This window comes from Streptomyces mashuensis (assembly GCF_014654785.1).
GTDB classification, from domain to species: Bacteria; Actinomycetota; Actinomycetes; order Streptomycetales; family Streptomycetaceae; genus Streptomyces; species Streptomyces mashuensis.
On sequence record NZ_BNBD01000018.1, the window covers coordinates 63365 to 75278 of the forward strand.

At 74.4% G+C, this 11914-nt stretch carries 10 protein-coding genes; 4 read left to right on the forward strand and 6 right to left on the reverse strand.

The features are described 5' to 3' along the window. Positions 1-50: 50 nt before the first annotated feature. Both IE305_RS28995 and IE305_RS29000 read right to left on the reverse strand, forming a co-directional pair. On the reverse strand, positions 51-929 hold the full coding sequence (locus IE305_RS28995; protein ID WP_190132772.1) for a GHMP family kinase ATP-binding protein: 879 nt from the start codon (positions 927-929) through the stop codon (positions 51-53). A gap of 101 nt (positions 930-1030) precedes the next feature. Beyond that, the gene (locus IE305_RS29000; RefSeq protein WP_444546177.1) at positions 1031-4003 is read right to left on the reverse strand and encodes a condensation domain-containing protein; all 2973 of its coding nucleotides are present in this window, start codon (positions 4001-4003) and stop codon (positions 1031-1033) included. A gap of 386 nt (positions 4004-4389) precedes the next feature. Here IE305_RS29000 and IE305_RS29005 point away from each other — a divergent pair, with 386 nt between their 5' ends. Next, positions 4390-5403, forward strand: a complete 1014-nt coding sequence (locus tag IE305_RS29005) for a YdcF family protein (protein WP_190132774.1) — start codon at positions 4390-4392, stop codon at positions 5401-5403. Between the two features lie 13 nt (positions 5404-5416). Here IE305_RS29005 and IE305_RS29010 read toward each other — a convergent pair whose 3' ends face one another. From IE305_RS29010 to IE305_RS29025, 4 genes are all read right to left on the reverse strand, one after another. After that, positions 5417-6631 carry a cytochrome P450 gene (locus tag IE305_RS29010; protein WP_190132775.1) on the reverse strand — a complete coding sequence of 405 codons (1215 nt, stop codon included), beginning with the start codon at positions 6629-6631 and terminating at the stop codon, positions 5417-5419. 25 nt (positions 6632-6656) lie between these two features. Beyond that, positions 6657-8024 (reverse strand): NAD(P)/FAD-dependent oxidoreductase, encoded by a 1368-nt coding sequence (locus tag IE305_RS29015; RefSeq protein WP_190132776.1) that lies wholly within the window; start codon positions 8022-8024, stop codon positions 6657-6659. Continuing rightward, positions 8021-8221, reverse strand: coding sequence for a ferredoxin (locus IE305_RS29020; protein ID WP_190132777.1), 201 nt, complete (start codon positions 8219-8221; stop codon positions 8021-8023). The genes IE305_RS29015 and IE305_RS29020 overlap by 4 nt, the downstream gene beginning before the upstream one ends. A gap of 99 nt (positions 8222-8320) precedes the next feature. Next, positions 8321-8893 (reverse strand): TetR/AcrR family transcriptional regulator, encoded by a 573-nt coding sequence (locus IE305_RS29025; RefSeq protein ID WP_190132778.1) that lies wholly within the window; start codon positions 8891-8893, stop codon positions 8321-8323. Between the two features lie 156 nt (positions 8894-9049). Here IE305_RS29025 and IE305_RS29030 point away from each other — a divergent pair, with 156 nt between their 5' ends. The 3 genes from IE305_RS29030 to IE305_RS29040 all read left to right on the forward strand — a co-directional run bounded on the left by IE305_RS29030 (position 9050) and on the right by IE305_RS29040 (position 11838). Then, entirely contained in the window at positions 9050-10255 is a 1206-nt protein-coding gene (locus IE305_RS29030) for a cytochrome P450 (protein WP_190132779.1), read from the forward strand. A 6-nt stretch (positions 10256-10261) separates the two neighbouring features. Beyond that, positions 10262-10483: a ferredoxin gene (locus IE305_RS29035; RefSeq protein ID WP_190132780.1), complete on the forward strand. Its 222-nt coding sequence runs from the start codon at positions 10262-10264 to the stop codon at positions 10481-10483. A 140-nt stretch (positions 10484-10623) separates the two neighbouring features. Further along, positions 10624-11838 carry a cytochrome P450 gene (locus IE305_RS29040; protein WP_190132781.1) on the forward strand — a complete coding sequence of 405 codons (1215 nt, stop codon included), beginning with the start codon at positions 10624-10626 and terminating at the stop codon, positions 11836-11838. Positions 11839-11914: the final 76 nt, after the last annotated feature.

Sequence of the window (11914 nt, forward strand, 5' to 3'; positions counted from 1 at the left end):
CCCCCAGGACGCCCTGTCGCTCGTAGGTCAGGATCGCTTGTCGGTCCGGATCACTTGTCGGTCCGGAAGCGCCACTGGTCGGTGATCCCGTGGCGTTTCAGCAAGGCGCTGCCGGTCTCCAGCCGCCCCTGCGCATCGGGGGCGTCCGGGTGGAAGAGCAGCCCGGCCACGTCGCCGCTGTGGGCGACCTGGAGGCCGACCGCGCCCGCCTGCCGGGCCAGCGCCTCCAGCCGGTCGAAGTCGCGGACCGGCAGGTGCCGCTGGTTCAGGCGGGCGCTGGTGGTGGAGACCCGGCCCAGCAGCTCGGGGTCCTGGTCGCGCACGGCGCGGCGCAGCATGACCCGCAGCGTGCGGAACGCCTCGATCTCCCAGGCGGAGTAGCGCGCCGGGCGCAGCGCCAGCGTGTCCACGCCCCGCCCGTCGCCGCTGGTGCCGAACCCGATGACCTCCAGCGGCGGCGCCGGCACCCCGAAGTCCTCGATGACCTCGCCCTCCCGGTGGGCGAAGAGCACCACCTGGCTGCCGAACATCAGCGAGTCGGAGGCCGTCTCGGCGTGCACGGCGAGCCGGGAGACCACCGAGGTGGGCAGGGTGCCGCCGACGGCGTCCTGCACGGCCCCGATGGCGGCCAGCACGTCGCTGGTGGACGAGCCGAAGCCGCGGCTGGGCGGGATGTTCTCGCGGATCAGCAGCCGGCCGCCCTGGGCCGGCCGGCCCAGTTCGCCGAGCGCGAGCACCGAGGCCCGGTGCGCCTTGGCCTTCCAGGCCGGTTCCACGGTGACGACCGGCTCGTCGGAGGCGGTGAACGTGGCCTCCGAGCAGTACAGGCTGCACGGCACGGACACCAGTCCGCGTCTCAGCGACCGTCCGTCGGGGAACACCCCTTGCAGGAATTCGCCGTGGTGGCCCGCGACCCATGCACGGCCCACCGTCCTCCTCCCGTCCCCGCGGTCAGCGGCGACCAGAGCTTCCATGGCACCCCCAGTTGTCCCCGTCGTCCCCCGTCGTCCCCTTTGTCGCCGTGCGCCGGTCAGTCGCGCCCGTCCAGCCACTCCGCCACCGTCCGCCCGATCGCGCCGGCCGGTCCGGGACGCATCATGTCCTTGTGGGCACAGGGCACCTCGTGGTGGTGGACGGGGCCGGCGGTGAAGGGCCGCCACTCGTCCACGACGCCGAGGTCGTCGTCCGTCGCCGTGAAGAACACCATCTCGCCGTCGAAGCGGCGCGGGGCGTGTGCGTGGAGAAGGTTCACGTTGTTCGTCTGCACCTCGGCGATCGCGGTCACGTGGCGGGCGGTGAGGCCGGGGAACCCGGTGCCCTCCGCCTCCAGGACCTTGTTGACGTCTTCATGGGTCAGCGGGCCGTCGAACGCGGTGGCGTCGTGGCCGAAGAAGTCCACGATCGTGGCGAGGACCTCCTGTTCGCCGATCTCGACGGGCTCCGGCTCGCCGGCGGGATCGGCGGGGTAGGCGTCGAGCACGGCGAGCGTGCTCGTGTGCTCGCCCTCCTCCTGGAGCAGGACGGCCATCTCGTGGGCGACGACGCCGCCGAAGGACCAGCCGAGCAGGTGGTAGGGGCCGTGCGGCTGGACCTCGCGGATCTGCCGGACGTAGTCGCGTGCCATCTCGCCGACGGTGGCGGGGAGTTCTCCGGTGCCGTCGAGCCGCCGCGCCTGGAGGGCGTGGACGGGCCGGTCCGGGTCGAGGTGGCGCAGCAGCGCCGAGTAGGCCCAGCCGATGCCCGCGCCCGGGTGGACGCAGAACAGCGGGGCGCGTGTGCCCGTGGTGCGCAGCGGCAGCAGCGGCCGGAACGGGGCGGCGGTCCCGCCGTCGGCGAGCCGGGCGGCGAGCAGCTCCGGGGTCGGGGCCTCGAAGACGGTCTGGATGGAGACCTCGGTGCCGAACACACCGCGGATGCGGCTGATCATGCGCATGGCAAGCAGGGAGTGGCCGCCGAGGTCGAAGAAGTTCTCGTCGGGCTCGATGTCGTCGACGCCGAGGACCTCGGAGAAGATCTCGCAGAGCGCCGCGGTGTGCTGTGCGGCCCCTCCGGTCCCGGGGGTCTCCTCGCCGTCGGGGCCGGGCAGGGCGGCGTGGTCGACGTCGCCGCCGGCCGTGCGCGGCAGGGCGTCCAGCACCACGACGCCGGTGGGTACGAGGTACGGCGGCAGGGCGGCGGCGAGGTGGTCGCGCAGGGCGCCGGGGTCGGCGGTGCCGCCCGGCGCGGGCTCCGCCCAGGCCAGCAGGTGCTGCTGCCCGGCCCGGTCCTCGCGTACGGCCACGGCGGCGGCGCCGACGGCGGGGTGGCCGGCCAGCTCGGTCTCGATCTCGCCGGGGGCGATGCGCATCGCCCCGAGGGCGACGTCGCCGGCGGCGCGGCCGAGCGGCACCAGGCGGCCGTCGGCCGCCCACCGGGCCAGGTCGCCGGTGGGCACCATGGCTGCCGTCCCGTCGCCGAACGGGCAGGGCACGGCGTCCGGCGCGGCGGCGGCGCCCGGGTGGGTGACGTACACCGTGCCGGGGGCGCCGGGCGGTACGGGGCGCAGCTCCTCGTCCAGGACGTACAGGCGCTCCTGGCCGGTGCGTTCGGTGAGCGGCGTGCGGGCGTGCCGCTGCCAGGTGTCGAGAGCGGCGGGGTCGGCGGCCCACTCGCCGGTGATCCGCTGCCGCTCCTCCGGAGTGAGGAGGTCCGCCGCGCCGATGCGTACGCGGGGGTCGGCGGCGACGGCCCGGAGCAGGAGCACGAACCGGAGCGCCAGATCCTCGGCGGTGGCGGGGTCGAACAGGTCGAGGGCATACTCCAGGCCGCCGTCGAGGCCGGCCGGGGTGCCGTCGGCGGCGAAGCGCTCGTCGACGGTGAGGCACAGGTCGAACTTGGCCGTCGTGGACGGCACCTTCTCGGTGCCGACGTCGAGGCCGGGCAAGGACAGCGGGGCGTCCGTGCCGCTCTGGTGGGAGACCATGACCTGGAACAGCGGCTGGTGGGCCGCGGAGCGGACCGGGTTGAGGACCTCCACCAGGCGCTCGAACGGCAGGTCCTGGTGCTCGTAGGCGGACAGGTTCGTGTCGCGCACCCGGGTGAGCACGTCGGTGAACTCCGGGTCGCCGGAGGTGTCCGTGCGCAGCACGAGGGTGTTGACGAAGAAGCCCACGAGGTCGTCGAGCGCCTCGTCGGTGCGGCCGGCCACCGGCACGCCGACGGGGATGTCGTGGCCCGCGCCCATCCGGGTGAGCAGCGCGGCGAACGCCGCCTGGACCACCATGAAGACGCTGGCCCCGGACTGCCGCGCGACGGCGGCGAGCCGCTGGTGCAGGTCCGTGTCGACGCGGAAGGAGGCGGTGCCGCCGCGGTGCGTGGCCACGGCCGGGCGCGGGCGGTCGGCGGGCAGCGGCAGCCGGTCGGGCGCGCCGGACAGGTGCTCGCGCCAGTACGCGAGCTGGCGGGCGGCGACGCTGTCGGGGTCGTCCTCGTCGCCGAGCAGCTCGCGCTGCCACAGCGCGTAGTCGGCGTACTGGACGGGCAGTTCCTCCCAGTCGGGCGCGCGGCCCGCGTGCCGGGCCGTGTAGGCCAGCGAGAGGTCCCGGACCAGGGGGTCCACGGACCAGCCGTCGCAGGCGATGTGGTGGACCACCATGAGGAGCACGTGGTCGTGCTCGGAGAGGGCGAACAGCCGGACCCGGAGCGGCAGCCCGGCCGTGAGGTCGAAGACGTGGGCGGCCTCGGCGGCCACGGCGGCGGCCAGCCGGTCCTCGTCGGCGACCGGCACGACCTCGATGCCGGGCTCGGCCTCGGCCGGGCCGAGGATGCGCTGCCAGGGCTCCCCGTCGGTCTCGGCGACGAGCGTGCGCAGGCTCTCGTGCCGGGCGACGACGTCGCGCACGGCGGCCCGCAGCGCTTCTCTGTCGAGCGTGCCGCGCAGACGTAACGGCATCGCCATGTTGTACGTCGCGCTCCCTCCCTCGAGGCGCGACAGGAACCATAACCGCCGCTGTGCGTAGGACAACGGAACCATGACTTCCCCCTCGGTCATGCACGCGGAACCATGCCTCCGCCGGGTGCGGGGCGACGCGGGCACACTCCTGCCCCGGACGGGAGAAGGAGGGCGCCGCAGCAAAGATCACCCGGAGGCGGCGATCGGAACAGTACACGGACCGGGCCGCGGGGTGGCGTAGCAAATCTCACGCGGCGCCGCCGCCGTTCCCGTCAACTCCCGTACAACTTGGTGAAGTAAGGGGCGACGGGGAGCATCGTGCCGCAGGACGACCGTCGTTCAGTTGAACCAGCAGGTCGCAGCCGCTTTATTAGGTGTTCCCAAGGGCTGCTTGACCGGGATTTTCCCCGGCTTTGCGCATGGTTCCGGCGCGGGGCCGGCCGCCCTACGATGCAGGGGTGCTCGCCTATGTGCCCGCCGCGTTCTTCCTGGTCCTGTTGGTCGTCGGCGTCCTGCGGGACCGCAGGCGCTTCGGCAACGCCGTGTTGTTCGGGCTCTTCTGCGTGGGCCTGGCGTTCGGACTGTTGCACGCGGCCGTCGTGGGCGTGGGCGGCGGCCACCACGCGCTGGAGTGGGCCGTGGCCGGAATCCTGCTGCTGCCGCTCCTCGGTGCCCTGGTGCTGCCGGTGTTCCTGCTGTCCAACGGCGTGAAGATGATCCGCAAGGAGGGGCGGCGGCCGGCGAACCTGCTGTCCTTCCTCGCCGGTCTGGCCCTGGTGGGCCTGCTGGCCCTGGCCCTGGCGGCCGTCGCCACCCGCTCCCCCGAGCTGGTGATCGTCGCCGGCACCGCGCTGCTGCTCGCCGGGTACGTGTCGTTCCTCTTCTTCTGCTTCCTCGCCTACGCCCTCCTCTACGGCTGGCTGCGGCCGCGCCGCGACGTGGACTTCGTGGTGGTCCTGGGCTGCGGGCTCGTCGGGGGCTCCCGGGTGCCGCCGCTGCTGGCCGGGCGGCTGGAGCGCGCACGCCGGCTCTACGCGGCGCAGGCGGCGCGCGGCCGGCCGCCCGTGCTGGTCGTGTCGGGCGGCCAGGGTCCGGACGAGAAGGTTCCGGAGGCGCACGCGATGGCGGTGTGGCTCGTCGAGCACGGCGTGCCGGCGGAGCACGTGCTGCGCGAGGCCCGGTCGCGGACGACGACGGAGAACCTCCTGTTCAGCAGGGCCGTGATGGAGGCGGCCCGGCCCGGCTACCGCTGTCTGGTCGTCACCAGCAACTACCACGCCTTCCGGGCGGCGCTCACCGCGCGCAGGACCGGTGTGAACGGGCAGGTGGTGGGTGCCCGGACGGCCGCGTATTTCTGGCCGAGCGCGACGATCCGCGAGTTCGTGGCGGTCTTCTTCGAGCACAAGCTGGTCAACCTCACGGTGTGCGTCACCATCGTGTTCCTGGGCGCGGGGGCGTGGTGGCGGCGCTGAGCCCGGTCGTCCGTCAGCGGCGGTGCTGCTCCAGGTGCAGGTGGCGGGGGCCGCGCAGGACGGGGCTGCGGCGGTATTCGGGCGAGTCCTCGACGAGGCGGAGGTCGCCGAGGCGGCGCAGCAGCGTGGTGAGGGCGAGGTGGGTCTCGACGCGGGCGAGCGGGGCGCCGAAGCAGGCGTGGACGCCGCTGCCGAAGCCGAGGTGCTGGTTGTCGGGGCGGCGCGGGTCGAAGCGGTCGGGGTCGGGGAAGCGCAGGGGGTCGCGGTTGCCGGCGGCCAGGACGAGGATCAGTGGCGCGCCCCTGGGGACGGTGACGCCGGCGACCTCGATGTCGGCCAGCGGGCTGCGCTGGGGGAGGAGCTGGACGGGGGGTTCGTAGCGCAGGAGTTCCTCGACGGCGGCGGGCATCTCCTCGGGGTGGTCACGGAGGCGGTCGTATTCGTGGGGGTGGCGCAGCAGGGTGAGCATGCCGTTGGTGATGAGGTTGACGGTGGTCTCGTGGCCGGCGATGAGCAGCAGGACGGCGCTGACCATGAGTTCCTGCCGGGTCAGCGCCCCGTCGGGGCCGGGTTCGTGGACGAGGGCGGAGAGCATGTCGCCGGTGGGGGCGCGGCGGCGTTGCTCGGCGAGTTCGCCGAGGTAGAGGCCCATGGCCTGGCGGGCCTCGCGGGCGGCGCGCTGCCGTGGGGAGGGGTCCTCGCCGGGCGCGAAGTCGAGTCCGGCGACGACGGCGTCGGCCCAGGTGTGCATCTGCGGGACGTCGCCCTCCGGGACGCCGAGCAGCCGGCAGATGACGGTGACGGGCAGGGGGAAGGCGAAGTCGTCGACGAGGTCGAAGCGGTCCTTGGCCACGAGGGCGTCGGCGAGTTCGCCGGCGACGCGCTGGATCTCGCCGCGCAGCTCGTCGATGCGGTGCGGCGAGTGGGGCGGCCCGAAGGGCCGCATCACCATGCGGCGGAGCCGGTCGTGGCCGGGGTCGTCGAGGCCGATGAAGGACGGCGGCAGGCCGGTGGCGGCGGGGTCCTCGTGGGGTTCGGCGCGGCTGCGGGGGTCGGAGCTGACGCGCGGGTCGTGGAGCAGTGCGCTGATCTCGTGGTAGGTGCCGACGAGGTAGGAGCCGTCGGCCTGGCGTGCGACGCCGCTGTCGCGGAGCTCGGCGTACAGCGGGTAGGGGTCGGCGCGGGCGGCGAAGTCGGTGATCCTCTCGAAGAGGGTTTCCGGGGGCATGCGGGGCTCCTCGGTGGGCCGGGGCTCAGCCGCCGGGCCGCAGCAGGGTCAGGCGCCGGTCCGGCAGGTGGCCGGTGAGGGCGACGGTCGGGCCGTGCGAGAGGACGCGCGGGTCGGGGACGTCGGAGGGTACGGGTTCGTGGCCGGCGTGGAAGTCGGCGGCGCCGGGGGCGGGCGGGAAGGGTGCGCCGGTCTCGATGAGGTGCCGGTAGTGGTCGAGCCACTTGGCCCGGTCGACGGTCACGGCGGCGGTGATGCGGCCCCGGTAGCCGTAGACGGCGACGAGCCGCCGGTCCTCGGGCCGGCCCTGGGCGAGGATCACCTGGTCGGAGAAGGTGGGGACGCCCACGGACTTGATGTTGAGGCCGAACTGGCTGGACCAGAAGGCCGGCACCGTCAGGTGGGGGCGGCGCAGCGGGCCGGGGCTGACCATGTTGTGCGCGGCCACCTCGGCCTGGGCGACGGCGTTGCCCCAGTGTTCGAGGGCGATCATCTGGTACTCGAACAGCGGGTGCGGGAAGCGGGCGACGTCGCCGGCGACGAAGACGTCGTCGGTGACGATGCCGTACATGGTGAAGACGCGGCACCCGGCGTCGCAGGCCACGCCGCGGGGGCCGGCGGCGAGGCCGGAGCCGTCGAGCCATTCGGTGTTGCGGACGGCGCCGAGGGCGACGACGGCGATGTCCGCGTCGATGCTGCTGCCGTCGGAGAAGGCGGCGCCGGTGAGCCGGCCGCCGCTGCCGCGCAGCGAGGTGACCGTCACGCCGCAGCGCAGGTCCACGCCGTGGGCGCGCTGGAGCCGGGTGGCGAACGCGGCGGCGGTGCCGCCGAGCGCGCCGATGAGGGGTGCCCGGCCGCGTTCGGCGACGGTGACGGGCAGGCCGCGTTCCCGGCAGGCGGAGGCGATCTCGGAGCCGGTGAAGCCGGCGCCGATGACGAGCACGCGCCGTGGGCCGGCGTCGAGGCGGGCGGCGAGCCGGGCGGCGTCCTCGTCGGTGCGGAGGGTGAACACGCCGTCGAGGGCGGCCTCCTCGGGGTGGGGCCAGGGCCGGGCGCGGGTGCCGGTGGCGATCAGCACCCGGTCGTAGGGGAGTTCCTCGCCGTCGGCCAGGAGGACCCGCTTCCGGGTGGCGTCGAGGCCGGTGGCGCGGACGCCGAGTTTCCAGCGCGCGTCGACGGGCCGACGGGCCGGCAGCCCGCAGTCGCCGGCCGCCACCCGGCCCAGCAGCACCTGTTTGGACAGCGGCGGCCGGTCGTACGGCGGGACGGGCTCGTCGCCGACCAGGGTGAGCTCTCCGGTGAAGCCCTTCTCGCGGAGCGTCTCGGCCGCGCGCAGCCCGGCCAGCGACGCGCCGACGACGACGATCCGCCCGTCGCGCGCCGGGGTGGTCACGGCCCGGCCCGTTCGCCGGCGAGGATGGCCTGCACCGGGCAGGCCACCACCGCTTCCCGTACCCGTTCCTCCTGGTCGCGGGGGACGGCGGGGGTGTACGTGAGGGCCTCCTCGCCGTGCAGCGCGAACACCCGGGGGGCGAGGAAGACGCACTGGGCGTAGCCCTGGCACCGGTTGAGATCGACCACGACGTGCATCCCGTTCGCACCTCCGGCGGGCCGCTGGTCCCCCTCCGTCCTACCAGCCGCCGCCCGGTGCCGCCGGTGGCGTTGCTCCGGGCGGGCGGTCACGCACCGTCACGGCAGGCGTTCCAGGAGGGTGCGGGCCGCGTCCAGCATCAGCCGGCACACGTGGTCGGGATCGGCGCCGGCCAGGGGTTCCTGGCGGACGACGACGCGGGTCAGGCCGATGCCGAGCAGCCAGGCGAGGACGAGGGCGGCGCGCAGCTCGCCGTCCTCGGCATCGGTGAGCCGGGCCAGCACGGCCGTGTACTCCTCGGTGAGGTGCCGGTTGCTGTCGCCCGTGCCGTCCTCGCTGCCCACCGAGCGCAGGAACACCTCCAGCGAGCGGTCCCCGGACGGGGCGCCGGAGGGGGCGAGCAGGTCGCGCAGGGCGGTCTCCAGCAGCTGTTCGGCGGGGGTCGCGCGCAGCTTGCGGCGGCCGTCGGCGGCCACGACCTCGGCGAAGAGCGCGGTCTTCGAGCCGAAGTAGCGGAAGAGGAGGGCCTGGTTGACGCCGGCCCGGTCGGCGATGGCGCGCACCGTCGTGCGGTCGTAGCCGCGTTCGGCGAAGAGGTCCGCCGCGGCCTCGACCAGGCACTTGCGGGTGGCCTCCGCGTCGCGCCGGCGCGCCGGTTTCCGTTCCGTCATCCCGTTCCTCCTCCAACGGCGGGCGTTCCGGGCCCCGTTGACGCTGCCCGCGGCGCGCCCTACGGTCGATGTAAGCACGTGCTTACATCACGTTCCTGCACCGCCGCGAGACCTTACTGCCCCGCGAAACCGCCACGCGAAGGACCGAGGATCCGCATGACCACCTCTGCGAGCGAGCCCGCCACCTGCCCCTTCGATCCCTATCCCTACAACGAGGCCGCCGGCCTGGAACTGTCCGGGCGGTACGAGGAGGTGCGCCGCGCCGAGGGGCTGCGGCGCGTCCGGCTGCCGTACGGCGAACCGGCCTGGCTCGTCACCCGCTACGAGGACGCCCGCTTCGTCCTCGGCGACCGCCGGTTCAGCCGCGCCGCCTGCGTCGACCACGACGAGCCGCGCCAGTCGGCCGCGCAGATCAACAGCGGCATCCTCGCCATGGACCCGCCCGACCACACGCGGCTGCGGCGGCTGGTGACGAAGGCGTTCACGGTGCAGCGCGTGGAGCGGTTACGGCCGGACATCCGGGCGCTGACCGGCAGCCTGCTGGACGACATGGTGGCGGCGGGCCCGCCCGCCGACCTGGTCGACGCGTTCGCGCTGCCGCTGCCCGTGTCCGTCATCTGCCGCCTGCTGGGGGTGCCCGAGGAGGACCGGCCGCTGTTCCGCAAGTGGAGCGACGACGCCCTGTCCACCAGCTCGCTCACGGCGGAGGAGGCGGAGGCCAGCCGGGAGGAGCTGCGCGCCTACATGGCCGGGCTGGTCGCCGAGCGCCGGGCCCGGCCGGCGGACGACCTGATGACGGCGCTCATCGAGGCCCGCGACCAGGAGGACCGGCTGTCCGAGCCGGAGCTCATCGACCTGTGCGTCGCGGTGCTGGTCGCCGGGCACGAGACGACGGCCACGCAGATCCCCAACTTCGTCTGCACGCTGCTCGACCGGCCCGGCGAGCTGGCCCGGCTGCGCGAGGACCCGGGCCTGATCCCGTCGGCCGTGGAGGAGCTGCTGCGCTTCGTGCCGCTGGGCACGGCGGCGGCCTCGCCCCGGTACGCCACCGAGGACGTCGAGGTGGGCGGCACCTGGGTGCGCAAGGGCGAGCCGGTACTGGTGGCGGTGGGCGCGGCCAACCGTGACGAGCGGCGCTTCGCCGCGCCGGACACGCTCGACGTGGGCCGGGAGGGCAACCAGCACCTGGGGTTCGGCCACGGCGTGCACCACTGCCTCGGCGCGCCGCTGGCCCGGGTGGAGCTGCAGGAGGCGCTGCGGGGCCTGGTCCTGCGGCTGCCGGGGCTGCACGTGGCCGGTGACATCGTGTGGAAGACGGAGATGCTGGTGCGCGGTCCGCGGTCGATGCCGGTGGGGTGGTGACGCGCGATGGCCGAGTGGCGGGTGACGGTGGACCGCAGCCGGTGCATGGGCTCCGGCATCTGCACGGCGATGGCGGGGACGTACTTCCTGATGGACGGTGAGCGGTCGCGGCCGGCCGCGGAGGGGGTGCCGCCTGGTGAGGCGGTGCTCGACGCCGCCGACTCGTGCCCGGCGGGGGCGATCACGGTGACCGCCGCGGACGGCGAGGTGGTGGGGCCGCGGGACTGACGGGGGGACAGGACAGGAGGGGGTGAGGGGGCCGGCTGCATGCCGGCCTCCTTTTTCGTGACACCGTGGCGCCATGGCGGCATCACCACTTTCCCGCTTAATGCCTTGCAGTGGCACCGCAATGGTGCCACCATGGCGTCATGGATGCGACGACACGTCACGTGACCGGCTTACCCGTCCCCGAACTGCCCGTGGCCCGCGCGGCGGGCTGCCCCTTCGACCCGCCCGCAGAACTGGCCCGCCTGCGCAACGAACAGCCGCTGCGCCGGCTGCACTACCCCGACGGCCACGTGGGCTGGCTGGCCACCGGCCACGCCGTCGTGCGCGCCGTGCTGGCCGACCCGCGCTTCAGCTCCCGCTACGAGCTGATGCACCTCCCCCTCCCCGGCGCCCCCGACGGGCCCCTGCCGCCCGCCCCGCCGGGCGACATGAGCGGCATCGACGCACCGGGCCACACCCGCTACCGGCGGCTGCTCATGGGCAAGTTCACGGTCCGCCGGATGCGCGAGCTCACCACGCGCGCCGAGCAGATCACCGCCGCGTGTCTCGACGCCATGGAACGACAGGGCCCGCCCGCCGACCTGGTGGAAGCGTTCGCCCAGCCCGTCCCGGCCCTGATGATCTGTGAACTGCTGGGCGTGCCTTCCGAGGACCGCGACGTCTTCCAGCGCCACACTCACACGGTGACCGACATGAGCAGGACCATGGATGAGCGCGCGGCCGCCTACTCGGCCGTCCAGGACATCATCCGCGACCTCGTCACCGAGAAGCGCGCCACGCCCACCGACGACCTGCTCGGCGACCTGGCCCGGGAGGGCGACCTCACCGACGACGAACTCGCCGGCCTCGGCACGTTCCTGCTCGGCGCGGGCCTCGACACCACCGCCAACATGCTCGGCCTGGGCACCTTCGCCCTGCTGCGCCACCCGGACCAGCTCGCCGCCCTCCGCGACGACCCCGCCCTCGCCGACCAGGCCGTCGAGGAGCTGATGCGCTACCTCACCATCACCGACACCGGCATACGCGCCGCCCTGGAGGACGTGGAGCTGGACGGCCACCTCATACGGGCCGGCGAGACGGTCACCCTCTCGCTCCAGGCCGCCAACCGGGACCCGTTGCGCTTCCCCGACCCCGACACGCTCGACCTGCGGCGCAGGGCCACCGGCCACGTCGGCTTCGGTCACGGCCCGCACCAGTGCCTGGGCCAGCAACTGGCCCGCGTCGAGATGCGCGCCGCCTTCCCCGCCCTGCTCGCCCGCTTCCCCGGCCTGCGCCTGGCCGTGCCGCCCGAGGAGGTGCCGCTGCGCACGACGTCCAGCATCTACGGCGTGCACCGGCTCCCGGTCACCTGGTAGCCGCACGGGGCCGGGACGGGACCGGGACGTGGCCGGGCCCCGGCCGGCGGACGGGGGTCCGGCGGCCGGGGCCCGG

Coding starts and splice junctions, on each gene's coding strand:
- IE305_RS29010 (WP_190132775.1), bottom strand. CDS start 6,631: ATGCCCCCGGAAACCCTCTTCGAGAGGATCACCGACTTCGCCGCCCGC.
- IE305_RS29020 (WP_190132777.1), bottom strand. CDS start 8,221: ATGCACGTCGTGGTCGATCTCAACCGGTGCCAGGGCTACGCCCAGTGC.
- IE305_RS29025 (WP_190132778.1), bottom strand. CDS start 8,893: ATGACGGAACGGAAACCGGCGCGCCGGCGCGACGCGGAGGCCACCCGC.
- IE305_RS29030 (WP_190132779.1), top strand. CDS start 9,050: ATGACCACCTCTGCGAGCGAGCCCGCCACCTGCCCCTTCGATCCCTAT.
- IE305_RS29035 (WP_190132780.1), top strand. CDS start 10,262: ATGGCCGAGTGGCGGGTGACGGTGGACCGCAGCCGGTGCATGGGCTCC.
- IE305_RS29040 (WP_190132781.1), top strand. CDS start 10,624: ATGGATGCGACGACACGTCACGTGACCGGCTTACCCGTCCCCGAACTG.